Origin of the sequence: Rhodococcus sp. AB351 (assembly GCF_049538275.1) — a bacterium.
Classification (GTDB): Bacteria; Actinomycetota; Actinomycetes; order Mycobacteriales; family Mycobacteriaceae; genus Rhodococcus.
On the sequence record NZ_JBMVFW010000001.1, the window covers coordinates 843,936 to 868,239 of the forward strand.

The window sequence follows — 24,304 nt, forward strand, 5'->3', positions numbered from 1 at the left end:
GACACGACATGACCGACCATCTCGCCTATCTCGTACTGGGTCTCGGCAACGGAGCCGTGTACGCAGCCATCGGGCTGGCACTCGTGATGACGTTCAAGAGTTCCGGCGTCGTCAACTTCGCCACCGGTGCCGTGGCCCTCTACACCGCCTACACGTATGCGTTGTTGCGTACGGGTGAGCTGATGGTCCCGATTCCGGGGCTGCCCCGAACGGTCGATCTCGGTGGACCGCTCGGGGTCGCCCCGGCGATGGCCCTGTCGCTCGTGATCGCGGCGCTGCTCGGCCTGATCTTCTATGCTCTGATCTTCCGGCCGCTCCGTGACGCACCGGTGATCGCCAAGGCCGTGGCGTCCATCGGTCTGATGATCGTGCTGCAGGCATTGATCGCCCTGCGTGTGGGGACCGAGATCGTGGCTGTGGAACCGATCTTCGCTCTCGACAGCATCGCTATCGGCGCCCGGCAGGCGCCGACCGACCGGATCTGGCTGGCTGCCACGATCATCGCGATAGCTCTGGTGGCCACACTGGTGTTCCGGTTCAGTCGCTTCGGAATCGCGACGGAGGCGGCGGCCGAGTCGGAGAAGGGTGCTTACCTGACGGGTCTTTCACCGGATCGGATCGCGTTCAGCAACTGGGCACTGTCGTCCGTGGTGGCCGGCCTCGGTGGCATCCTCATAGCGCCGATCGTGGCCCTGAATCCCGTTGCGTACTCGATGTTCATCGTTCCCGCCCTCGCGGCGACCCTCGTCGGGAACTTCCGGTCGATCTGGCTGACCGTGGTTGCAGGAATCGTGATCGGGGCGCTGCAAGCGGAGACCACGAACCTGCAGGCCACCTTCGACTGGTTCCCGCGAGCAGGTGCGGCGGAGGCCATCCCGCTGTTGCTGATCCTCGTCTTCCTCGTCTTCAAAGGACGACCGCTGCCCGATCGCGGCAGTGTCGTCCGCCAAAGGCTCGGTCACGCGCCTCGTCCCGAGCGGATCCTCGCTCCCGCGCTCGTGGCCGTCGCGATCGCCGTCGTCGCGCTGCTCGTCACTGGGGGCAGTTATCGCGCCGCGATCATCAGCAGCATCATCTTCGCCGTGATCGCACTGTCCCAGGTGGTGGTCACCGGCTATACCGGGCAGGTGTCGCTGGCGCAGCTCACGCTCGCAGGAGTGGGTGCCTACTCGATCAGTGTCCTCAACACGCATCTCGGGATCCCGTTCCCGTTCGCGCCGCTCATCGGTGCGCTGTTCGCGATGGTGATCGGTATCGTGATCGGGCTGCCGGCCCTTCGGGTGCGCGGTCTGCCCCTCACGGAGGTCACGTTGGCGCTGGCGGTCTTCCTGGAAGCGTTCTGGTTCCGCAACCCGCAACTCAACGGCGGTGTCGCGGGTGCTCCCGTCGACAGCCCTCGGTTGTTCGGATTCGATCTGGGGATCGGTGCGGGGGAGGGCTATCCACGACTCGCCTTCGCCCTGATGTGCCTGGCGGTGCTCGTCGCAGCGGCACTCGGGGTGGCATGGCTACGGCGCAGCCGCCTGGGGACCGACATGCTCGCGGTCCGGGCGAACGAGCGGTCTGCCGCGGCATCCGGAATCGACGTCCCCCGAACGAAGTTGGCGGCATTCGCCATCGGCGCCTTTCTTGCCGGACTCGCCGGATCGCTCATGGCGTATCAACAGACGTTGGCGACACCGGAACCCTTCACGGTGTTCCTCGGAATCACCCTGTTCGCGATCATGTACATCGCCGGCATCACGTCGATCACGGGTGCAGTGCTGGCCGGGATCATCGCGCCCGGCGGACTGCTGTTCCTGCTCGTCGACCGGTTCCTGCACGTCGGTGACTACTACGCGGTGATCAGCGGAATTCTGCTCATCGTCACGATCATGGTCAATCCGGACGGTATCGCCGGGAAGCTGCCACGGATCCCCTGGCCGTCGAGGCGGAGGACGTCCCTCGACGGAGCAGCGGACGCCCGCGAGGTCGAACCGGTGGCCGCGCAGGTGCCGGCGTCGAAGACGGGTGGCCCGCTCCTGTCCGTGCAGAACCTCGATGTGAAATACGGTGCGGTGCACGCGGTGTCCGGGGTCTCCTTCAATGTCCGTGCCGGAGAGATCGTCGGGCTCATCGGGCCGAACGGTGCGGGAAAGACCACCGTCATCGACGCCGTCACCGGCTTCGCTCCGGCGACCGGTGCCGTCGTCCTGGACGGGGAGGACGTCAGCGATCTGCGGCCCTACCGCCTCAGCAGGAGAGGGCTCGGCCGCAGTTTCCAGGACGTCGAACTGTACGACGACCTGTCGGTCGTCGAGAACGTGACCGTCGGCGCGGCGAGGGGACACGAGTCCTCCGCGGTAGCGGTTTCGGAGCGGGTGCGCAGGGTCCTCGACACGGTGGGTCTCGGGGATGTCGCGGATGCCGAGGTGTCGACCCTGTCCCAAGGCAGGCGTCAGTTGGTGTCGGTGGCCCGTGTGCTGGTCTCGTCGCCGACAGTGGCGCTGCTCGACGAACCGGCCGCAGGCCTCGACAGCTCCGAGAGCCGCTGGCTCGGCGACCGGCTCCGCGCCGCTCGCGACGCCGGTACGTCGATCCTGCTCGTCGATCACGACATGGAACTCGTCCTCACGATCTGCGACCGCGTCGTCGTCCTGGATCTGGGACGGGTGATCGCATGCGGTACGCCGGAGGAAGTCCGGGCCGACGAAGCTGTGATCAGCGCGTATCTGGGCCTGCCACCCGGTCCGGCGGAGACCGGGCACGACACGGTTCCCGCATCTGCGGCCGCACCGGCCCTCGATCCCCAGGAGGCGCTCTCGTGAGCGGACTGACGATTCGGAATCTCTCGACGGGCTACCTACCGCAGCGTCCCTGCGTCCGGGGCGTCGACCTACGTGTGGACAAGGGAACGATCACCTGCCTGCTCGGACCGAACGGAGCCGGCAAGACCACGCTCTTGCTCTCCCTCGCCGGGTTGCTACCCCGGTTCGGTGGCGACGTGGTCGTGGACGGACTCGATGTGGTTCCGGGCCGGCCGCGTGATGCCGTGCGTTCGGGAATGGTCCTCGTCCCCGACGACCGGGCACTCTTCCGGGAACTGAGCACTACCGACAATGTCCGGCTCGCGGTACACGATCGCCGTCGACGTTCCGGTGCCGTCGACGAGATGCTCGAATACTTCCCCGCATTGGAGAAGCGGCTCCGTGTCGCCGCGGGTCGCCTGTCGGGTGGCGAGCAGCAGATGCTGGCGATCGCCCGGGCGATCCTCCAGCGGCCCAAGGTGCTGCTGATCGACGAACTGAGTATGGGCCTGGCCCCCGTGATCGTCGACGAGATCCTTTCGGTGCTACGGCGGTTGGTGGAGGAGCGGGAGATGTCCGTGCTCCTCGTCGAACAGCATGTGCGCCTTGCGCTCGATGTCGCCGACCGTGCCGCCGTACTGGTGCACGGGTCGGTGGTGCTGTCGGAGGACGCGGCATCGCTCGCCGCCGATCCCAGCCGGATCGAACACGCCTATCTGGGGTCCGTGCAGCACAACGGATCCGTGGAGCACAACGGCTCCGTGCAGCACAACGGCAAGGAGAGCCGGGCCACCGCGGACACGTGATCCGAGGAGGAACCACATTCGGTCTCCCGCTGTGCGGTCGGCTCCGAACATCCGAGGACGTCTGCCCGGTAGACGAAGAGACGGGTGGTGTCGCGCGGTGCGCCACCGGACAGGGAGAGGTGTCGCATGCGGTTGGACGGGAAGGTCGTCGTCGTCACGGGAGCCGGAAACGGTATCGGACGGCAGACAGCGTTGACGTTGCTCGAACGGGGAGCCCGGGTCGCGCTCGTCGATCTGAAAGAGGAGTGGTTGCGCGAGACGCAGGCACTCACCGGTGACCGGAACGCGAAGGTCTCGCTGCACGTCGTGGACGTCACGGATCGGGTGGCGGTGGATGCGTTGCCCGCAGCCGTCCTCGCCGAACATGGACGGATAGACGGTCTCGTCAACGTTGCCGGCATCATCCACCGGTTCGTCCCGGTCCTCGAACTCGAACGGAGCGAGATCGAACGCGTTCTGCAGGTCAATCTCTGGGGCGTGGTCAACATGTGCCTGGCATTCGTGCCCGAGCTCCGGCAGCGACCGGAGGCCTCGCTGGTGAACATCGCCAGTCTGGCCGGTCTCGTCCCGTTCGCCGGCCAGACGGTCTACGGCGCCTCCAAGGGAGCGGTCAAACAGTTCAGCGAGGGTCTGTACCAGGAACTCTCGGGCACCGGCGTGGTGGTCACGACGGTTTTCCCCGGCAACATCAGTACGAATCTCAGCGGCAACTCGGGCGTGAAGATGATCGACGCGGGTGGTCGCAAGGTGCGTGCCACGACACCCGAGCGGACGGCGGAGCTGATCGTCTCCGGAATGGAGAAGGGCAGCTTCCGCGTGGTCATCGGCCAGGACGCGAACGTCCTCGATCGACTCGTCCGTCTTGTGCCCCGGTGGACGACGAATCTCGTCGCCGGGCAGATGAAGAGCGTGCTCGGCACGCCCGCGAAAGGAAGCTGACCGCTCAGCGGGATGCACCCCGTATGCGGGATTTTCCGGGACCTAATGTCCCTCGTGAACGTAGTTGTGACGTAGTTCACGGCCCTCTCCCGGGTCGTCCTCGTCGCGTTGGCAGAACCACCGTGGACATCTGCGCCCGGTCCCTCTCACTGGAAGGCACGACATGACCAACGTAGTTGCCGACACCGCCGCCGCTGTCGCAGAGGCGAAGGCGCGCATCGTCGAACCCCGCACGATCGCGAGCGGGTTCTCGTGGCCCGAGTGCCCGCGCTGGCACGACGGCGCCCTCTGGTTCACCGACATGTACACCTCGACACTGAAAACCCTCGACGCCGACGGCAACGCGACGGTCGTCGTGGACGCGTCGGGCCGTCGTGCAGGGACCGACGTTCCGATCCACCTCGGCGGTTTCGGATGGCTCCCGGACGGCCGGCTGATCGTCACCTCCATGCGTGAGAAGCTCGTCCTCGTCCACGGCGGGAAGGGGCCCGACGACCTCGAGGTACTCGCCGATGTCTCCGCACTCGCGCCGGCCCCCATCAACGACATGGTCGTCGACGCGGAGGGCCGCGCATACGTCACCCAGCTCGGATTCGACCTGTTCGCCGGTGCCGAGCCGGTGGCGTCCCCGATCATCGTCGTCGAGCCCGACGGGACCGTGTCCACGGCCGATGAGGTCGGACCGCTCATGTGCGCCAACGGCATTACCATCAGCGCGGACGGAACGAAGGTCTACACCGCAGAGGTGACGGCGCAGAGACTGACGGTCATCGACCGCGCCGCCGATGGATCACTGTCCAATCCTCGTCCGTTCGCCGCCTGCCCGTTCCTTCCCGACGGAATCGGACTCGACACCGAGGGCGGCGTGTGGGCGGCGATGCCCGGCAGCGGTTACGTGGCCCGCTTCACCGAGGACGGCATGACCGACGCCGTTCCGGTCCCGCTCGAGAACGGCGTCGCCTCGGCCTGCATGCTCGGTGGCCCCGACCGCACCACGCTCTACATGACCGTCGGTGTCGAGGTCTTCGACTTCGAGAAGTCCGCCCGGGAAGCACTGGGAACCATCTGGGCCGCCGACGTTTCCGTGAGCGGCGGCGACACCCGTCCCTGACTCCGACACTTCCCACCATCCGAGGACACATCATGACATTGGATTTCAACGACCGCGTGGTCGTCATCACCGGAGCAGGTCGCGGAATCGGCCGCGCCCACGCCGAACTGCTGGCCGCGCGTGGTGCCGCAGTGGTCGTCGGTGACCTGGGTGCCACCATCGACGGCTCCGGCGTCGACGGCGACGACCCGGCAGCGGAGGTCGCCGCGGCGATCACCGCGGCGGGTGGACGTGCCGTGGCATGTGCCGCCGACGTCTCGACGGAGGAAGGCGCCAACGCACTCGTCGACATCGCCCTGGCGGAATTCGGCCGGCTCGACGCTGTCATCAACAACGCGGGCATCGTGCGTACCGCACCGTTCGACGAGGTTCCCTACGAGGAGTACCAGCGTCATCTCGACGTCCACTATTTCGGTGCGCTCCGGCTGTGCCGTGCGGCCTGGCCGCACCTGCTGAAGTCGCCGGCCGGTCGCGTGGTCAACACCATTTCCCAAGCGATGCTCGGCAATCCGGACATGTCGCACTACGGCGGATCGAAGGGCGCACTGTTCGGCCTCACCCGGAACCTGGCGGTCGAAGGTCTCGCCTCGGGGGTGAAGGTCAACGCCATCGCTCCCGGCGCGGGCACCCGGATGGCCGAGGCGTCTGCGGACACCCTGTCGCCCGAGGTGATGGAGTACATGCGCACCCAGTTGCGCCCCGAGCATGTCGCTCCGGTCGCTGCATACCTGGTCCACCCGGACTGCACCGTCACCGGTGAGGTGTTCAACGTCGCCGGCGGCATCGTCAACCGTCTCGCTCTGGTCAACACGGTGGGCATCCACGACCCCGATCTGACGGTCGAGACGGTGGCCGAGCGGTTCGAGGAGATCATGGCGATCACCGCCGACGCTGCGCCGCAGGTCGTCGCCCCCGCCGAGGTTCCCGCTTCGTCCTGAGCGGAATCTCCCGACATCGGTTCAGCCCCAGGAGAATTACAGTGAGCTCAACGGAAACGTCCACGACTCCCACCGGCCGGGTGGTCGACACCTCCTACCCGTTCGCGGCCGTCCCTCCGCAGGATGCCGTCCAGCGGTACGTCGCCATCTCGGCCGAGCGGCCCATGACGAAGATGACGATGCCGATCGGCGGTGACGTCTGGGTCATCCACCGGAACGCTGCAGCCCGCGACATGCTCAGCGATCCCCGCTTCGTTCGGAAGCCCTTCCGGACCGGTGAGCGGGCCGTGCCCTACTTCGTGGAGTTCCCGGACTTCCTGAAGTCGACGATCCAGTTCGAGGATCCGCCGCACCACACCAAACTTCGCAAACTCGTACAGAAGTCCATCTCCCCGAAGCGCGTGCGCGCCATGCGGGAATCTGCGGTCGAGTTCGCGAACGAGCTCATCGACGAGATGGTGGACAAGGGTGCGCCGGCGAATCTGGTCAGCGACTACGCCGTGGCGTTGCCGATCCAGATGCTGTCCAACCTGCTGGGCGTTCCGCCGGAGGATCGTCCGAAGTTCCAGAAGTGGAGCGCTGCCACGCTCGCGGTGGCGAACATGCCCGAGGACGAGGTCGTGCAGAACATGACCGAACTCTTCATGTACCTGAGTGCTCTGATCGAGGATCGGCGCAAGAATCCCCGGGAGGACCTCCTCAGCGATCTGGCCAACGCGCCGGACAAGGACGATTCGCTCACCGACGGGGAGATCCTTCCCATCGCGATGATCCTCATCGTGGCAGGCTTCGACAACACGGCGAATTTCATCTGCTCCGGTGTCCTGTCGCTCCTGAAGAACCCGGACCAGCTGGCGGTCCTCCTCGAGGATGTCGATGCCGTGGCACCCACTGCTGTCGAGGAGATCCTCCGCAACGGCCGTATGTCCATCTACGACACCGTTGCAGGAGGCGGGGGGCTCGTTCCGTTCGTCGCCACCGAGGACGTGGAGATCGACGGCCAGGTCATTGCCGAGGGGGAGGCCGTGCTGGTGGATCCCGCTTCGGTCAATCACGACGCGGTCGCAGTCTCGGACCCCGGTACCTTCGACGTACGTCGAAAGGACAACCCGCACCTGACGTTGAGTTACGGCCTGCACCACTGCCTCGGAGCACCACTGGCGCGGATGGAGATGCAGGTCGCGATCACCGAGTTGTTCAAGCGGCTCCCGGGCCTCAGGCTCGCTGGTGAGGCAGTGGTGGACAACGACAACCTCACACAGCCCATCGTCGATCTCCCCGTCACCTGGTAGGGACCCGACATGCCCAAGGTGTTCTATGTCCAACCGGACGGGACGGAACGCGTGATCGACGGTGTGCCCGGCGATTCCGTGATGTCGACAGCCGTCCGCAACGGTGTGTCCGGGATCGTCGGACAGTGCGGCGGTTCGCTGTCGTGCGCGACCTGTCATGTCTACCTCGCCGAAGAGGACCGGCATCATTTCGATGCTCCTTCGGAGGACGAGGACGACATGCTGGACTGCACCGCGAGTGATCGCGAGGACTCGTCACGACTGTCGTGCCAGTTGATTCTCCGCGAGGGGGTCGACCTGCACGTGACGATCCCCGATGAACAGGCGTGAGATGACCGGCGACCGGGCCGGCACCGGCGCACCACCACGCAGTGTGGTGGTCGTCGGTGCCTCGCACGCGGCGGTGCAACTGGCCGATCGGCTCAGGTCCGGCGGGTACACCGGACCTCTGACGTTGATCGGCGACGAGACGCATCCGCCCTACCACAGGCCGCCCTTGTCGAAGGCATGGCTGAAGGGGGAGTCGACGCCGGACCGGCTGATGCTACGTGCGGAAGGTCACTACTCGGACAACGAGATCGAAGTGTTGCTGGGTACAACCGTCCGCCGGGTCGAACGTGACGCCGACGGCGTCACGCTGCACCTGGAGCGCTCCGACGGGTCCGTCGGGACGCGCGCCTTCGATCGGCTCGTGCTCGCCACCGGCGCTCGGGCACGACGATTGGCGATTCCCGGTTCCGACCACCGGGATGTCCTGGTGTTGCGTGGACTCGACCATGCACACCGACTGGCGGAACGTGTCACTGCCGGACCGGTCGTGGTCATCGGCGGTGGTTTCGTCGGACTCGAGGTCGCCGCCACACTCCGGGGACTGGGTGTCGCTGTCACGGTGGTGGAAGCGGGCCGGCAGCTGATGGGTCGTGCTGTCGGAGCAGGAACGGCCGAGTTCCTGCTCGCGGCGCACCGGGAGATGGGCGTGGACGTCGTCCTCGATGCGAAACCCGTCGAGATCCCACTCGACGGTGATCGGGTACGTGCGGTCCGTCTCGACGACGGTCGCGAGATCGCCGCAGCGACGGTCCTCGTAGGGGTCGGTGCGGAACCGCGCACCGAACTCGCAGAACAACTCGGCCTCGCCTGCGATCGTGGCGTCCTGGTCGACGAGCGTTGTGTGACCTCGGACGGGAGAATCCTCGCCATCGGTGATTGCACGGTGCAGACGAGGGGTGAGGGAACCCGGGTACGTCTCGAATCCGTCGACAACGCCACCGAGCAGGCGAACGTGGCAGCTGCGACGTTGCTCGGAAGTGAGGCAGTCGAACAGCCCGTGCCGTGGTTCTGGTCCGACCAGGGACCGTGGAAACTGCAGATCGTCGGAATGATCGGCGGGCACACGGAGATGCTGGTCCGTACCGATCCGAGCAAGCCTCGGCGCCGCGTCGCGCTCTATTTCGAGGACGACCGCCTGCTCGCCGCCGAATGCGTCAACGCGCCCGCCGACTTCGTCGCACTGCGGTCCGCGCTCGCACGTGGGCACCGGCCGTCCCGGGAACTGCTCTCGGACGAGACGGTTCCGTTGAAGAAGCTGTTGGGGGCTGTTCGAACGGCATGAGGTGACCCGATCGGCCGGCCCGGCGTGATTGCCCCGGGCCGGCCGTCACCCGTGGGGTGCCGAGTCACGAACCTCCGCGAGCGGTGTTCCGCAGAAGCATGCTCGTGCCGGCTTCACCGCCGCGGCGATGCTCGTTCATCAGGCCGATCAGACGCTCGTTGTCGTGGTCGGCGAGCGCGTCGATCATCGCATCGTGTTCCGCGATCACACGTCGGCGCACTTCGGCATCGAAGAGATACGCCGCGTGATACGGCATCGCGAGTCGCCACAACCGGCGGATCTCCGAGACGACCAGACCGAGCGGCGAGCGGTCGAACATGGCGAAGTGGAAATCCTGGTTCGCCAGGCGCATCTCCAGCAGGTCTCCACGTTGTGCCGCCTCGGCGACGCGCTCGCCCAGCCTGCGGATCTCGGCGAGCGCGGCGGCGTCGAAGGCGGGGAGGGAGGCCAGGACCTCCCGTTCGAGGGCATCGCGCATCAGGTAGATCTGGTCGAACTCGGACTGCTCGAGCCGGACGACGGTGTACCCGGCGTTGCGGCGATGTTCGATGAGCCCCTGCGAGGCGAGCTGGAGTAGTCCTTCCCGGATCGGGAGCCGGCTGACTCCCAGCCGTTCTGCCATCTGCTCCTGACGGATCGGTTGGCCGGGGAGCAGATCACCGGTGACGATCATCCGCTCGATCTCGGTGGCGACCCAGTCGGCGCCGCGAACGGTTGCTGGGGGACCGGGCTCGGTGACGTCGTCACCGGTCCGCATCGCTCGTGGGCTCACCTCGGTCCTCTCCTGCGTCGTCCTCCCGGGTCGTCCCCGCATGCGTCGTTCGTGAACGGCCCAGCGCGCCGGTGGCCCGCAGAGCGGCGACAGTGTCTGCGCTGTATCCCATCGAACACAGCACCGCTTCGGTGTCGGTTCCGAGCGGAACCGCCGTCCTGGGTGTCCGTGTGGCCGTCCGCCCGAGCTTTATCGGCACACCCAGGCCACGATAGTCGACGGTGTCGAGGAAGAGCCCGCGGTGAACGGTCTGGGGCGCAGTGAGGGCCTGGTCGACGGTGTTGACCGGGCTGGCCGCGACACCGGCGCGTTCGAGTTCGACCGCGAGATCGTCGCGTCGCCATCCGGCGACGAGACCGCCGAGCAGGGTCGCGAGTTCGTCGCGATTCTGCGACCGCACGCCGTTGGAGACGAATCGCGGGTCGTCGGCGAGATCCGGCCTGCCCAGGACGGTCACCAGGGAGCGGAACTGCCGGTCGTTGGCGGCACTGATGAAGAAGTCACCGTCGAGGGCAGCGAAGACCTGATACGGCACGACCGTCGGGTGGTAGTCGCCGGTGCGTTGGGGCACCTTCCCGCTCGAGACCCAGTTCGATGCGTGGGGGTGCAGGAGCGAGATCACCGAGTCGAGCAGGGTGATGTCCACGATTTGACCGCGGCCGCTGCTGTCTCGCTCCCTCAGCGCGAGCAGGATGCCGCTGACCGCCATGTGGGACGCGACGATGTCGACGATCGGAACTCCGACACGCAAGGGATTGCCGTCGGGATAGCCGTTGACGCTCATCAGGCCACCGAAGGACTGCAGCACCGCGTCGTATCCGGGTAGTCCGCCCATCGGCCCGTCCACACCGAACCCGGTCACCCTGCAGTAGACGAGCCGGGGATTCTCCTCGGCGAGCACGGTCTCGTAGTCGAATCCCCAACGAGTCATGGTGCCGGCCTTGAAGTTCTCGATCACCACGTCGGCGCCACGCAGCAGATGCGACAGTACTTCGCGGCCCGCGTCGGTCCGGAGATCGAGACAGATGTTGTCCTTGCTGTGGTTGAGACCCGCGTAGTACGCACTGCTCTCGCCGGAATCGTCGAAAGGTGGTCCCCATCCGCGTGTCTCGTCGCCGGACGGCGCCTCCACCTTGATCACCTCGGCGCCGTGGTCGGCGAGGGTCTGGGCCGTGTACGGCCCGGCGAGGACCCTGCTGAGGTCGAGTACCCGGAGTCCGGCGAGCGCGCCGACTCCGGTGCTGCGATCGGCCGCCCGCCACGCGGCACGACCGTCGATCGCGGAATCGGCCGTCGATGTGGGCGTGTGACCGGGGGAGGTGGAGACGTTCATGCCGGGCTCCTGTACGCCGTCGATGCGCTGTCGTGCTCTGTTCGTGTTCCGGTGACGACGTCCCAGACGTCGATGCCGTCGTCGAGGATCCGGCTCGCGAGGTCCTCCGCCCAGAGTTGCTCGGAGCCGAATCGGTCGCGCCCGCTCCACAACGCGGTGGTGAAGCGGCCGAGGTGGTGTTCGGAGGTCGTGCCGATGGCACCGTGGATCTGATGGCCGGCGGCAGCGACGGAGTGCGCGGACATCGCGGTCACCACTTTCGCGGCTGCTGTCGTGAGCGGGCCGATCTCCGGGTCGTCGTGCGTGGCGATCGCGGAGTCGACGGCGATCTCCATCATTGTGGTCCGGGCGGCGAGCTGTGCCAGCTGTTGCTGGACGGCCTGGAATTTCGCGATCGGGCGCCCGAACTGGAGGCGCTCGGATGCATAGCGAACGGTGTGGTCCCGTACTGCCGTGGCTGCAGCCGCCGTCGCGGCCGCGTAGGCGAGAGCGCCACGGTGCCGGAACTCGGTGAGGGGAACCGGTGAACTTCCGTGGAAGACGACCGGTGCGTCCCGGAAGACGATGTCGGCGTAGGAAACACCGGTCAGGTCGGTTTCTGCCGAGACGTCGGCGCCGCCCCCGGACATCGACACGACGGCGACCGAGGAACCGTCCGTGCCGTTCTCGGGAGGGAGGATCACGACGAGGGTGTCCGCGTCGGCCGCGTAGGGGACATCCGTCACCGTGCCGCCGAACAGGAGGGTGTCGCCCCGGCGGTGAATCGAGCATCGCTCGTCACCTCGTGCCGCGGTCGCGATCTCCGCGGTCAACTCGTGTCCGGCTGTGGCGGCGAGCCAGGCTGCGAGGATGCCGTGCTCGACGAGGGGCACCACTGCGCCGTGCCGCGCTGCGGTCGTCACGACTGCGAGTGCGTCGCCGAGTGTCGCGCCACCCCCACCGGCGGCTTCCGGTACGCCGACGGTGACGAAGCCGCCGTCCACGAGCTGCGTCCAGAGCGCACCGGACATGCCGTCCGCAGGCGTGGCCGGATCGACCCCCACGTGCTCGATGATCGCCGCGGTGGTCTCCGCCAGCTCGGTGGTGAACTCGCTCATCGAACCCCCGATCCGCGCGCGAGGATCCCGCGCAGAATCTCGTTGGTGCCACCCCTGAGGGTGAACACGGGTGTGTGCAGAACACTGTGGGCCAGCATGCGCGCCAGCGGATCGGCCCCGTCGCGCCGGGCGACGAGGTTGCTCGAAGCCCGCACGGCTTCGACCAGATCGCCCTCGAAGGTCGACCCGAGATCCTTCACCATCGCTGCGAGGATGTCGGGCCTGCGGCCGGCCGTGAGCTCGGCCGCGACCCGCAAGGACATCCGGCGCAGAGCCCACGCCCTGGCCGTGAGAGTGCCCAGGGTCTGTCTCTGTGCGGGAGTCGCCCCGGTTTCCGCGAGGTGGGCCGCCCATGCGCGCAGCAGGGGCATCGTGCTCAGATAGCGCTCGGGACCGGATCGCTCGAACGCGAGTTCACCCATGACCTGGGTCCAGCCGTTTCCGCGCTTGCCGAGGAGGGCCGATGCCGGCACCTGCGCGCCGTGGAAGACGACCTCGTTGAAATGTGCCTGTCCGTCGATACTCCGCAGGGGACGGATCTCGATGTCGGGGTGGGGGAGGTCGACGACGAACTGGGACAGGCCGCTGTGGCGGTCGCCCGGTTGTCCGTCGGTGCGGGCGAGCAGCACCATCGCGTGCGCGACATGGGCTCCGGTGGTCCAGACCTTGGTGCCGGTGATCGTCCACGAACCGCCGTTGTCGACGGCGCGGGTACGAACCGAGGCCAGATCCGAGCCTGCGTCGGGTTCGCTCATACCGATGGCGAAGAAGGCTCGGCCCGAGGCGATTTCCGGAAGGTACCGCTGCTTCTGCTCTTCCGATCCGTTGGCGAGGATGCTCGGTGCCATCTGGCGGTCGGCGATCCAGTGTGCCGCGACGGGGGCGCCGTGCGCGAGCATCTCCTCGCTGACGACGAAACGTTCGAGCGGACTGCGTCCGTGCCCGCCGTACTCCGTGGGGACCGTCATGCCGAGCCAGCCTCGTCCGGCCACACGAGCGCTGAAGTCGGGGTCGAACCCGGTCATCCAGCTGTCCGTGTCGGGAACGAACCGGCCCGTGCTGATCTCCTGGGACAAGAAGGCCCGTACCTCGGCGCGGAGGTGCCCGAGCCCGGAGTCGATGTCCTCGAGGTGCTCGGTTCCAGTGGCGGTCACGAGCGGCCCGGTCCTCGCGACGACCACGATGCGTGGCCCTTCCGGGCCATCGACCACATCTGCACGCCGCGTTCGATCTCCAGCGCCGATTCCCAGCTCACGGCGGGTGGGCCGAGTTCGAGGCGCGCGCTCGTCATGATGCGTCGCGTCAGTTCGGGATCGGCGGCGGCCGTGCGGGTGAGCTGCTCGACGGTCGCCGGTATGTCCTCGGCGGCCACGGCGATGTAGGCGAGTCCTCGTGCCACGGCGTCGGATCCGCTCAGGGACTGTCCGCACGCTGCGAGGGCGATCGCGCCGGACCAACCCATCGCACGTCCCAGCAGGGAGATGTGGCCGCCACCCGGATGGATGTTCCGAGCGGAGAAGCCGCTGTCGAGGACGGTCTCGGGCGTCACCACCATGATGTCGGCGGCCATGGCGAGGTTCAGACCTGCCCCGACAGCGCCACCGGTCACCACGGCGACGGTCGGTACCGGGAGCGACCCGATGCGTACGAAGGCGTTGTAGACCGCCGACGTGCGTTGTACCGCTTCGGGAGAAGCGGGATCGGTGGACGAGGATGCGAGGTCGCGAGTGTCGGCGCCGCTGCAGAAATAGCTTCCGTTCGCGTCGACGACCACGGCACCGATGGTCCTATCCCGTTCGACGCGGTCGCAGAACGCCGAGATCTCGGCTGCCATGTCCAGGGTGATCGCGTTCTTGCGACGAGGATTGTTCAAGGTGATGCGGGCGAGACCGTCTGCGACGGAACAGAGAATCGGCTCCGTCGGGCCGCCGCCCAGCTCAGGATCGGATGAGATCTGGGTCATGCGGAGACCGTAACAGATGCGTAGCGATTATTGGATCCAATATCTGTTGACAATAAATGGTTCTCTGTTGTGCACTGGCTCACATCACGATTCGTCGAATCATGTTCGACGGGAAGGAGTACCTGTGTTCAGTCTTGCCGGACGCATCGCGCTCGTCAGCGGTGCCGGTCAGAGTGTCGGTGAGGGAATCGCGAAGGTCCTTGCGCGGCAGGGGGCCTCGGTCATCGTCAACGATCTGTTCCCGGACCGCGCCGAGAAGGTCGCCGCGGCGATCGTCGAGGAGGGGAACACGGCGGTCGCAGCGGCCTTCGACGTCACCGACTACGACGCCACGCTCGAATGTGTACGGGCGGCGGAGGAGACACTCGGCGGACACGTCGACATCGTCGTCAACAATGCGGGCATCGCGGAAGGACGCGTCATCAAACCGTTCCGCGAGTTGTCGCCCGAGGAATGGCGCGCTCCGATCGATCTCAACATCTACGGCGCGATGAACTGCATCAAGGTCGCCCTCGACGGGATGTGCGAGGCCGGCTGGGGACGGGTCGTCCAGATCTCGTCGGGTTCTGCACGCACGGGTCAGAACATCAATCAATCGATGTACGCAACGGGTAAGAGCGGAATCGAAGGGTTCATCCGGCACCTGGCGGCCGAGACCGGGCAGTACGGCGTGACGGCGAACATCGTGGCACTGGGGCATCAGAAGAACCTCGAGGAGAAGATGAGTCCGGAGATGATCGAGCAGATCCTCCGGACGATCCCGATCGGCCGCCTGGGCGATCCCATCGAGGTCGGCGCATTCTGCGCCTACCTGGCCTCGAACGAGGCGGGCGGAATCACCGGTCAGACACTGGACTTCAACGGTGGGTCCCAGACGCGATGACCGTGCAGGAGTCGGGTGCGCCGACGTTGCTCTCGCTCACTGCGCTGAGAGTCGCCGACCTGGAAAGATCTGCCGAGTTCTACACCCGGGGATGCGGATTCGCGCACGACAAGGATCTGGACACCCCTACATTCCGCGCGTCGATCGTCCGGGCCGGTGCCGCGGGCCTCGAACTCGTCGTGCCGACCGGCATCGAGGGGGAGGCCCCACACGAACACGGCAACATGTTCGTCAAGATCGTGCTGAACACCGACGACGTCAGGGAGAGGATGGCCGACGCATGTAGGCACGGTGGCGTCGAGGAGGCACCGGCAACGGAACTCGAGGCCTACGGGATGGTGATCGGCACGGTTCGCGACCCGGACGGCTATCTCGTGGAGTTCGTGCAGCGAGGCTGATCCGTACCCTCGGCCCTCGCCATACTCTCGACATCACAGCGGTGGGCGCGGAACACATGTGTTCCGCGCCCACCGCCCGTCGGCTAGTGCGTCGAAAGGTCCGACGCGACACAGCGCTGCCAGATGTCGCCGGCCAGAACGCGTAGCGGTCCGATCATCTTGTGGTGATCCAGCACGCTGACGGGGGCGCACACGGACAGCCCGGCGAGATTCCCGTACATGTGATCGGGCGGACCGATCGACACCCCGACACAGGCTATGCCGGGGAACGCCTCGGCGCGGTCGAATGCGGCGCCACGATCACGCACCTGGGCCAGCTCGTCCTCGAAGCGGCTCCGTGCGGAAGGTGCTGTCCCGGAGGCAATCCGGTCACGGTCCGGACGGTGCTGCGACGAGACCGCCGAGTACGCCATGATGACCTTGCCGAGGGCGGTCGAGTGGGCCGGCACGCGTTGGCCGACGGCCGTCGGGGTCGAGCCCGATGTGCGTCCGTTCACCTTGGCCAGGTAGACGGTGTCGCCGCGGTCCACAACCCCCAATTGCACCGTGAACCCCGAGCGATGCGCGAAGGCATGCATCAGGGGACGCGCATGATGCAGGAGCCGGTTCTGATTGAGCGCCGCCTGACCCAATTCGTACGCCTTCACCCCGAACTCGTACGTCTGCTCGGGTGACCTCGCCAACCAGCCCGCGTTGGCGAGTTGTTCCAGAAGGCGGTGCGCCGACGAGCGGGGGAGCCCGGTGCGGGCCGTGACCTTGGCCAGCGTCATCGGGCCCGTGCTCAAGGCCTCCAGGACCAGGGAAATCCGGTCCACGACGGACACGGGCAGACCATCGGTGCGTGACGTACTCACATTCTCCTCCTGAACACCCCCCAGGTGTGATGGGCGTCACCATATCCGCGAAGCGCCACGTACGGCAACCATGGAACCGACCGTGCCAGGTAGATCCCTGTGACCGAAACTGCCCTCCCGCTCTTCGGGAGACGGACATCACATCGACGTCCGGGTTCTCGATCCTGGTCCCTGGTGCGACGGGCGAGTCGTCGCGATCAGTCGATCAGGAGGCATCGTGGGTTCCACAGACACCGAAGATCAGGTCCGAACCATCGATGTAGGCACGCCGCCGGAGCGCTACGCGCGAGGATGGCACTGCTTGGGGCTCGTACGCGATTTCGCGGACGGCAAGCCCCATCAGGTCGACGCGTTCGGGACCTCGCTCGTGGTGTTCGCCGGTGAGGACGGAAAGCTCAACGTTCTGGACGCCTACTGCAGGCACATGGGTGGAAATCTGGCGCAGGGATCCGTGAAGGGCAACACCATCGCCTGTCCGTTCCACGACTGGCGCTGGCGCGGTGACGGGAAGTGCGCCGAGATCCCCTATGCGCGTCGTGTTCCACCGCTCGCCCGCACGCGGACGTGGCCGGTGGCGGAGGTGAGCGGTCAGCTCTTCGTGTGGCACGACCCGCAGGGCAGCAAGCCGCCGGCGGAGCTCGCCGTTCCGGAGGTTCCCACCTACGGCGATCCCGGGTGGACCGACTGGGTGTGGAACTCGATCGAGGTGACCGGATCCCACTGTCGCGAGATCGTGGACAACGTCGTCGACATGGCGCACTTCTTCTACGTCCACTACGGAATGCCGACCTACTTCCGAAACGTGTTCGAAGGTCATACCGCCACCCAGGTCATGTGGTCCTTGCCCCGGGCGGATGCCGTAGGCGTCAGCCAGACCACCAATTACAGTGCCGAGAGCAGATCCGATGCAACGTATTACGGTCCTTCGTACATGATCGACAAGCTGTGGAGCGCCGGCCGTGATCCCGAGTCGCCGCCGAACATCTACCTGATCAACTGCCACTACCCCATCTCTCCGACCTCCTTCCGCCTGCAGTACGGCGTGATGGTGGAAAGGCCCGAGGGAGTGCCCCCGGAGCAGGCAGAACAGATCGCCCAGGCCGTCGCCCAGGGCGTCGCGATCGGATTCGAACAGGACGTCGAGATCTGGAAGAACAAGTCGCGGATCGACAACCCCCTGCTGTGCGAGGAGGACGGTCCCGTCTACCAACTGCGGCGGTGGTACGAACAGTTCTACGTCGACGTCGAGGACATCCGACCCGAGATGGTCAACCGGTTCGAGTACGAGATCGACACCACGCGCGCCCTGACGAGCTGGCAGGCCGAAGTCGACGAGAACGTCGCTGCCGGACGTAGTGCCTTCGCCCCGAACCTCACCCGGGCTCGTGAGGCAGCCTCCGCCGAATCGGGATCCTGACCCCGCAATTCCGCATCATCACATACCTCCTGGAGAAACCATGAGTTACGAAGTGCTCGACAACATCGTCGCGATGGCCGACGAGATCCGAGCGGGGGCCGACGACTCCGACCGGCTCGGTCGGCTGACGGACGACATGGCCGCCGGTCTCCGGCAGTCCGGGATCATCCGGTTGCTGCAGCGGAAGAAGTACAACGGGTACGAAGCACATCCTCGGGAGTTCGCCGAGACGGTGATGAAGACGGCGAGCATCTACGGTTCCGCGGGATGGGTCGGCGGGATCGTCGGCGTCCATCCGTGGCAGCTCGCATTCGCCGACCCCAAGGTGCAGGACGAAGTGCTGGGCACGAATTCCGATACCTGGCAGGCGTCCCCGTACATGCCCGGTGGCGTCGCGGTTCCCGTCGACGGCGGGTACAGGTTGAACGGGCGGTGGCAGTTCTCGTCGGGAACCGATCACTGCGAGTGGATCTTCCTCGGCGCGTTGGTGGGTGGTGAGGACGGCGCACCGGTCATGCCCCCCGTCGGCCTGCACGTGATCCTTCCGCGTTCCGATTACGAGATCATCGACGATTCCTGGGATGTCGTCGGTCTGCGGGGTACCGGCAGCAAGGACATCGTCGTCAAGGACGCGTTCATTCCCGAGTACCGGGTGATGAACGGCGGAGCGGTGATCGACGGGACCGCGGCCAAGGAGTACGGCGTCACCGAGACTCTCTACCGGATGCCGTGGTCGACGATGTTCCCGCTCGGTATCACCTCCGCCACCATCGGGATCTGCGAGGGCGTACTCGCGGCGGGTGTCGACTATCAGCGCGGGCGCGTGGGTGCGGCAGGGACTGCCATCAAGGACGATCCGTACGTCCTGCACGCCCTCGGTGAGGCCGCTGCCGAGATCGACGCGGCCCGGCAGCAACTCCTGGCGAACGTCGACCGGATCTGGGATCTCGTCGATGCCGGTAAGGAGGTCGACTTCGAGACCCGGGCGACGTCGCGCCGCAACCAGGTGCGCTCGGCATGGCGTGCCGTCCGCGCCGCGGACGAAGTCTTCGACCGGTGCGGCGGAAACGCCCTCCGCGTCGACAACCCCTTGCAGCGCTTCTGGCGGGATGCGCACGCCGGCCTGCACCACGCCATCCACGTCACCAGCACCACCTATCACGCGTCGGCCATGGCCTCCCTCGGAATCGACGTTCCGGACGGACCTCTCCGCGTGATGATCTGACACCCCTTGCGCACTCGAAAGGAATTCTGTGACTGAGATCAAGAGCCTCGGCTACGTTCGCGTCCAGGCCACCGACATGGCGCGTTGGCGCGAACTCGGGTTCGATGTGCTCGGCTTCGCGCCGGGTACCGGTCCGGAGGACGACGCACTGCACTTCCGCATGGACGAACGTCCGGCCCGGATCACCGTCGAACCGGGCGACACCGACCGCGTGACCGCGGTCGGCTGGGAAGTCAGGGACGGTACCGCCCTCCGGGCCCTCGCGGACCGACTGACCACCGCGGGATACGAATTCGAGGCCATGCCTTTCGAGATGTGCGAGCGGCGGCGCGTCGAAGGTGGCCTGATCATGAAGGATCCGGGTGGCACCCCGCTCGAATTCTTCTTCGGGCCGGCTCTCGACCACAGTCCCGTCGTCACACGCTACGGACAGAAGTTCGTGACGGGACCACAGGGCCTCGGGCACGTCGTCATGCCCACCACCGCCTTCGACGAATCGTTCCATTTCTACGTGGACGTGCTCGAATTCCTTCCGCGAGGGGCGTTCCGGTTGCCGACTCCTCCCGGTATGGACCCGATGCGGATCCGGTTCCTCGGTGCCAACCAGCGCCATCACAGTCTGGCCCTCATGCCCAGCCCCGAGGATCGGGACCCGGGCCTCGTCCACGTGATGGTGGAGGTCGATTCGCTCGATGCAGTCGGCCGTGCCCTCGATCAGGTGACCGCCCGGGACTTCCCGGTGTCGTCCACGCTGGGTCGCCACACCAACGACAAGATGGTGTCCTTCTACGTCCAGGTCCCCGGCGGATGGGACATCGAATACGGCACCGAGGGCATGCTCGTCGACGAGACCTATTACACGGCCGAGGAGATCACCGCCGACAGCTACTGGGGTCACGAATGGCTGTGGGCCAAGCAGTTGCAGGAGGCGACCGAATGATTCCCGTGACCACCTCGAGCGATGTGGACGCGGTCGTGATCGGCGCGGGCATATCCGGGCTGTACGCCGTGTACAAGCTCCGGAAGCGCGGGATGACCGTCCACGGTTTCGAATCCGCTGCAGGAGTGGGAGGAACCTGGTTCCACAACCGCTATCCGGGTGCCCGCTGCGATGTCGAGAGTATCGACTACTCGTACTCCTTCGACGAGGAACTGCAGCAGGAATGGACGTGGACCGAGCGGTTCGCCACGCAGGAGGAGATCCTGGCGTATCTCGAACACGTGGCGGACCGGCACGACCTGCGAAGCGCCTTCGAGTTCCTCACCCGGGTGGTGTCGACCGTGTACGACGAGGAGTCTGCGCTGTGGACCGTCACCACCGACACCGGTCGATCGGTCAGGGCGCGATTCTGCATCATGGCCACCGGGGTGCTGTCGGCGACGAACCGACCCGACATTCCCGGTTGCGACACGTTCGCGGGCGAGTCCTACCACACCGGTGAATGGCCCCACGAGCCCGTCGAATTCACCGGTAAGCGCGTCGGCGTGATCGGAACGGGATCGTCGGGCATCCAGTCGATTCCTGTGATCGCGAAGGAAGCGGACCACGTCTTCGTATTCCAGCGGACCCCCAACTACTCGATCCCGGCCGGCAACCGGCCGCTGACCGCCGAGCAGATCGCCGAAGTCAAGGCGACGTATCCGGAGCGTCGGCGACTGGCACGGATGAGCGGCGGAGGCACACCGTTCACGCCGTACCCGAAGGGCGCGATGGAGGTCGACGAGGCCGAGCGTCGCAGGGTGTACGACGAGTGGTGGCAGCGTGGAGGTTACCTCTTCGCGAAGGCGTTCCCCGATCAGATGATGGACCGCCGGGCGAACGACACGGCCCGCGAATACGTCGAGGCGAAGATCCGGGAGATGGTCGAGGACCCGGAGATCGCGAACCAGTTGATCCCGAACGACCACCCCATCGGCACGAAGCGCATCGTCACCGACGACGGGTACTTCGAGACGTTCAACCGCGACAACGTGACCCTGGTGAACCTGCGCACCACTCCGATCGTCGAGATCACCGAGAGCGGCGTGCGCACGAGCGAGGATCACCATGCGCTGGACATGATCGTCTTCGCGACCGGATTCGATGCGATGACGGGTGCGCTGGCCCGGATCGACATCCGAGGCCGCGGCGGACGCACCCTCCGTGAGGAGTGGTCCGCAGGACCGCGAACCTATCTGGGGCTCGCGTCCCACGGGTTCCCCAACATGTTCTTCATGGTGGGTGCGGGCAGCCCGAGTGTGCTGGCGAACATGGTGCTCATGGCGGAGCAACAGGTGGACTGGATCTCCGACTGCCTCGACCATCTCGACGAGCACGATGCCGCCTCGATCGAACCGACCGAACGGGCCGTCGAGGAATGGGTCGCCGAGTGCAACGAGAAGGCCGCCGGCACCCTGTTCCCCTCGGCGAACTCCTGGTACATGGGCGCCAACATTCCCAGCAAACCACGGGTGTTCATGCCGTACATCGGCGGATTCGCGAACTACGGCAACATCTGTGCCGAGATCGCGGCAGCCGGTTACAAGGGATTCGAGATCGTCCGGCGAGCGGCGATCGGGACACCCACCGAACTCGCGTCGAAGAAGGGCTGATGATGACCGAGACGATCTCCCTCGGCTCGGGTGCCGAGGACGTGGAGGACCGCGAAGGCCGGCTGCATGCCGCCATCGACGTATGCGACCCGGCACCGCTTCTCATGTCCCTGGTCCACGCCACCGGCGACACCACTCTGCTCGACGAGTTCGCGCCACGCCTGACGATCGGCGAGCCGGGAAACCACTACCGCACCGGGACGCGTCCGACGACGCCGCCGGGGCAGTACCCGGACGACGTGGTCGCAGATATCCGGGCGCGTGCCCACGAACTGCTCACGCCGGATGCCGAGGACCGGCTGGGTGTACCCGAGCCGGAGCTGTTCCTCCGGATGGCGACGGTCGCGACCTCGGAGCGTGTCGACGAGGAGTTCGTTCCGATCCTCCGGGAACAAGCGGGCTTCGTCCTTTCCGAACGCTGCGTCCCGGTCACACGGAAACCGGCGCCGGAATTCTCCGTGATCGTGATCGGTGCCGGCATCGTCGGCATCAATGCCGCGATCAAGCTCGGTGAGGCCGGCTTCACCTATCGTGTGTTCGAAGCCCGTGACGAGATCGGCGGAACCTGGTCGCGCAACACCTATCCCGGTGCCGCTGTCGATACACCCAGCCACTACTACTCGTATTCGTTCGAGCTGAACCCCGGGTGGTCCAAGTACTACCCGACGGGTACCGAATACCAGAAGTACCTGAAGGGGGTCGTCGACACCTACGGAATTGCGGAGAACATCTCCTTCCGTACGCGGGTGCAGTCCGCGCGGTGGCTCGACGATCAGCACGCCTGGGAGGTGACCGTCGAATCCGTCGACGGAACCCGCGAGGTGCACCGCGCCAAGGCCGTCGTGACAGCGCTCGGGATGCTCAACTCACCGAACATCCCGGACGTCGACGGTATGGACACCTTCGGCGGCACGATCGTGCACACCGCCGAGTGGGACGAGAACCTCGACCTCGCCGGCAAGCGCGTCGTCGTTCTGGGCACCGGATGCACGTCCGTCCAGGTGGTCGCGAGCATCGTCGACCGAGTCGAATCGCTCGACGTCGTGGTGAGGTCGCCGCACTGGATCGTCCCGGAGAAGGCCGTCGTGAACGAGGTTCCGGACGGCGAGAAGTGGGCGTTGGCGCATCTTCCTCGATACCACGAGTGGTTCCGATTGCGCTCGTACTGGTTCGCATCGGACAACCTCTACGTGATGCCGCGCATCGACCCCGAATGGGCGAAGACGCACTTCTCGGCCTCACCGGCGAACGAGATGGTGCTGCAGACGGCACTGAACCACCTGCACGCCAACTTCCCCGACCGTCCGGATCTCGTCGAGAAACTGACACCCGACTTCCGTCCCTACAGCAAGCGGATCGTCAAGGATCCGGGCTTCTACGCGGCGCTCACCCGTGATCACGTGACCTTGCACCGCGCGTCGTTCCGGGAGGTGACACCGGAAGGCGTGGTCACGACCGAGGGCGAGTTCGTACCCGCCGATGTCATCGTTCTCGCAACGGGTTTCAAGCTGGAGTTCACGACTTCGATCGACATCGTGGGGACAGGAGGACGCACCCTCGCCGAGCAGTGGAAGGGCGGTGACGACCCGCGGGCGTATCTGGGCATCCAGGTGTCCGGTTTCCCGAACCTCTTCGTCACCGCGGGTCCGAACTCCGCGCCCAACCACGGTGCCGGCCACAACATCCTCAGCGAGGAGCACGTCCACTACATCGTCGAGTGTCTGCAGTACCTCGTGGAGAACGGGCACGACGCGATGGATGTGCGGCAGGATGTGCTCGACGAGTACAACCGCAGGGTGGACGAGGCGCTGGACAAGACCGTGTGGGTGCATCCCGGTGCCGAGACCAACGGCTACTACCGGAACAGCGAAGGACGCGCCGTCGTACCGTGCCCGTGGCGGCTCGTCGACTACTGGACCCTGCTCCGCGAACCGCATCCCGACCACTTCGAGTTCATCGACCCGGCGCTCACGGGAGCAGAGGGAACTTCGGCATGACGATGCAGGCACTGTCGTGCGAGAAGTGCGGAGTCGGTGTGCTCGTCGAGAAGTTCAGCCCTGCCCACACCTCGATCCAGTGGGAATCCGATACCTCGGAGTGCCCGCTCATCTCGCGGAGCGGTTCGGCTCCCGGTGACCACGGCCGGGAGTGCAGCGCGCTGCGCGACAGCATCGACCGTGCGGTCGCGCAGCGCGTGCTGACCGAATCGCACATCGAACTGCCTGTCGGGCAGAAGCTGCCCCGATTGCACTGAGAGCGACGACGGGCCCCGCAGCAGAACCGTGC

Annotated in this window: 22 protein-coding genes; 16 read left to right on the top strand and 6 right to left on the bottom strand. The window is 66.2% G+C overall.

The window, feature by feature from the left end:
• Window positions 1-8: 8 nt before the first annotated feature.
• The 8 genes from ACPCXD_RS03800 (at window position 9) to ACPCXD_RS03835 (ending at window position 9,484) form a co-directional block, all read left to right on the top strand.
• A complete protein-coding gene (locus ACPCXD_RS03800) occupies window positions 9-2,807 on the top strand; it encodes an ABC transporter permease subunit (protein ID WP_423658479.1) in 2,799 nt (932 codons plus the stop codon).
• Window positions 2,804-3,592 carry an ABC transporter ATP-binding protein gene (locus ACPCXD_RS03805; RefSeq protein ID WP_423658481.1) on the top strand — a complete coding sequence of 263 codons (789 nt, stop codon included), beginning with the start codon at window positions 2,804-2,806 and terminating at the stop codon, window positions 3,590-3,592. The genes ACPCXD_RS03800 and ACPCXD_RS03805 overlap by 4 nt, the downstream gene beginning before the upstream one ends.
• Window positions 3,593-3,718: 126 nt before the next feature.
• A complete protein-coding gene (locus ACPCXD_RS03810) occupies window positions 3,719-4,531 on the top strand; it encodes an SDR family NAD(P)-dependent oxidoreductase (protein ID WP_423658483.1) in 813 nt (270 codons plus the stop codon).
• A gap of 163 nt (window positions 4,532-4,694) precedes the next feature.
• Window positions 4,695-5,642: an SMP-30/gluconolactonase/LRE family protein gene (locus tag ACPCXD_RS03815; protein ID WP_423658485.1), complete on the top strand. Its 948-nt coding sequence runs from the start codon at window positions 4,695-4,697 to the stop codon at window positions 5,640-5,642.
• Window positions 5,643-5,674: 32 nt separating this feature from the next.
• Window positions 5,675-6,580 carry an SDR family NAD(P)-dependent oxidoreductase gene (locus tag ACPCXD_RS03820; protein ID WP_423658487.1) on the top strand — a complete coding sequence of 302 codons (906 nt, stop codon included), beginning with the start codon at window positions 5,675-5,677 and terminating at the stop codon, window positions 6,578-6,580.
• Window positions 6,581-6,621: 41 nt separating this feature from the next.
• On the top strand, window positions 6,622-7,872 hold the full coding sequence (locus ACPCXD_RS03825) for a cytochrome P450 (RefSeq protein ID WP_225623619.1): 1,251 nt from the start codon (window positions 6,622-6,624) through the stop codon (window positions 7,870-7,872).
• A 9-nt stretch (window positions 7,873-7,881) separates the two neighbouring features.
• Window positions 7,882-8,202: a 2Fe-2S iron-sulfur cluster-binding protein gene (locus ACPCXD_RS03830; protein WP_016695983.1), complete on the top strand. Its 321-nt coding sequence runs from the start codon at window positions 7,882-7,884 to the stop codon at window positions 8,200-8,202.
• Window positions 8,189-9,484, top strand: a complete 1,296-nt coding sequence (locus tag ACPCXD_RS03835; RefSeq protein ID WP_423658489.1) for an NAD(P)/FAD-dependent oxidoreductase — start codon at window positions 8,189-8,191, stop codon at window positions 9,482-9,484. Before ACPCXD_RS03830 ends, ACPCXD_RS03835 begins: the two co-directional genes overlap by 14 nt.
• Before the next feature lie 64 nt (window positions 9,485-9,548).
• Here the strand turns inward: ACPCXD_RS03835 and ACPCXD_RS03840 are convergent, their stop codons facing one another.
• The 5 genes from ACPCXD_RS03840 to ACPCXD_RS03860 are packed head-to-tail and all read right to left on the bottom strand — an operon-like array spanning window position 9,549 to window position 14,649.
• Window positions 9,549-10,241, bottom strand: a complete 693-nt coding sequence (locus ACPCXD_RS03840; RefSeq protein WP_423658859.1) for a GntR family transcriptional regulator — start codon at window positions 10,239-10,241, stop codon at window positions 9,549-9,551.
• Window positions 10,228-11,589 carry a CaiB/BaiF CoA transferase family protein gene (locus ACPCXD_RS03845; protein ID WP_423658491.1) on the bottom strand — a complete coding sequence of 454 codons (1,362 nt, stop codon included), beginning with the start codon at window positions 11,587-11,589 and terminating at the stop codon, window positions 10,228-10,230. Before ACPCXD_RS03845 ends, ACPCXD_RS03840 begins: the two co-directional genes overlap by 14 nt.
• Entirely contained in the window at window positions 11,586-12,686 is a 1,101-nt protein-coding gene (locus tag ACPCXD_RS03850; protein WP_423658493.1) for an acyl-CoA dehydrogenase family protein, read from the bottom strand. The genes ACPCXD_RS03845 and ACPCXD_RS03850 overlap by 4 nt, the downstream gene beginning before the upstream one ends.
• On the bottom strand, window positions 12,683-13,840 hold the full coding sequence (locus ACPCXD_RS03855; protein ID WP_423658495.1) for an acyl-CoA dehydrogenase family protein: 1,158 nt from the start codon (window positions 13,838-13,840) through the stop codon (window positions 12,683-12,685). Before ACPCXD_RS03855 ends, ACPCXD_RS03850 begins: the two co-directional genes overlap by 4 nt.
• Window positions 13,837-14,649, bottom strand: a complete 813-nt coding sequence (locus ACPCXD_RS03860; RefSeq protein ID WP_423658497.1) for an enoyl-CoA hydratase/isomerase family protein — start codon at window positions 14,647-14,649, stop codon at window positions 13,837-13,839. Before ACPCXD_RS03860 ends, ACPCXD_RS03855 begins: the two co-directional genes overlap by 4 nt.
• Before the next feature lie 124 nt (window positions 14,650-14,773).
• Between ACPCXD_RS03860 and ACPCXD_RS03865 the strand changes: the two genes are divergently transcribed.
• Both ACPCXD_RS03865 and ACPCXD_RS03870 read left to right on the top strand, forming a co-directional pair.
• On the top strand, window positions 14,774-15,532 hold the full coding sequence (locus ACPCXD_RS03865; protein ID WP_423658499.1) for an SDR family NAD(P)-dependent oxidoreductase: 759 nt from the start codon (window positions 14,774-14,776) through the stop codon (window positions 15,530-15,532).
• Complete coding sequence (locus tag ACPCXD_RS03870; protein WP_423658501.1) at window positions 15,529-15,930, top strand: VOC family protein; 402 nt, start codon at window positions 15,529-15,531, stop codon at window positions 15,928-15,930. The genes ACPCXD_RS03865 and ACPCXD_RS03870 overlap by 4 nt, the downstream gene beginning before the upstream one ends.
• 83 nt (window positions 15,931-16,013) lie before the next feature.
• Here the strand turns inward: ACPCXD_RS03870 and ACPCXD_RS03875 are convergent, their stop codons facing one another.
• On the bottom strand, window positions 16,014-16,784 hold the full coding sequence (locus ACPCXD_RS03875) for an IclR family transcriptional regulator (RefSeq protein ID WP_253250125.1): 771 nt from the start codon (window positions 16,782-16,784) through the stop codon (window positions 16,014-16,016).
• A 217-nt stretch (window positions 16,785-17,001) separates the two neighbouring features.
• Between ACPCXD_RS03875 and ACPCXD_RS03880 the strand changes: the two genes are divergently transcribed.
• Genes ACPCXD_RS03880 through ACPCXD_RS03905 form a run of 6 tightly spaced genes read left to right on the top strand, consistent with a single transcriptional unit; the run spans window position 17,002 to window position 24,272 of the window.
• Window positions 17,002-18,201, top strand: coding sequence for a 3-ketosteroid-9-alpha-monooxygenase, oxygenase component (locus tag ACPCXD_RS03880; RefSeq protein ID WP_016692877.1), 1,200 nt, complete (start codon window positions 17,002-17,004; stop codon window positions 18,199-18,201).
• A gap of 40 nt (window positions 18,202-18,241) precedes the next feature.
• Complete coding sequence (locus ACPCXD_RS03885) at window positions 18,242-19,426, top strand: acyl-CoA dehydrogenase family protein (RefSeq protein WP_145692334.1); 1,185 nt, start codon at window positions 18,242-18,244, stop codon at window positions 19,424-19,426.
• A 28-nt stretch (window positions 19,427-19,454) separates the two neighbouring features.
• Window positions 19,455-20,366, top strand: coding sequence for a VOC family protein (locus tag ACPCXD_RS03890; RefSeq protein WP_016692879.1), 912 nt, complete (start codon window positions 19,455-19,457; stop codon window positions 20,364-20,366).
• Window positions 20,363-22,018, top strand: a complete 1,656-nt coding sequence (locus tag ACPCXD_RS03895) for a flavin-containing monooxygenase (protein WP_145692335.1) — start codon at window positions 20,363-20,365, stop codon at window positions 22,016-22,018. The genes ACPCXD_RS03890 and ACPCXD_RS03895 overlap by 4 nt, the downstream gene beginning before the upstream one ends.
• Window positions 22,018-24,015, top strand: coding sequence for a flavin-containing monooxygenase (locus ACPCXD_RS03900; protein ID WP_423658504.1), 1,998 nt, complete (start codon window positions 22,018-22,020; stop codon window positions 24,013-24,015). The genes ACPCXD_RS03895 and ACPCXD_RS03900 overlap by 1 nt, the downstream gene beginning before the upstream one ends.
• On the top strand, window positions 24,012-24,272 hold the full coding sequence (locus tag ACPCXD_RS03905) for a hypothetical protein (RefSeq protein ID WP_016692882.1): 261 nt from the start codon (window positions 24,012-24,014) through the stop codon (window positions 24,270-24,272). The genes ACPCXD_RS03900 and ACPCXD_RS03905 overlap by 4 nt, the downstream gene beginning before the upstream one ends.
• The last annotated feature ends 32 nt before the right edge of the window (window positions 24,273-24,304 follow it).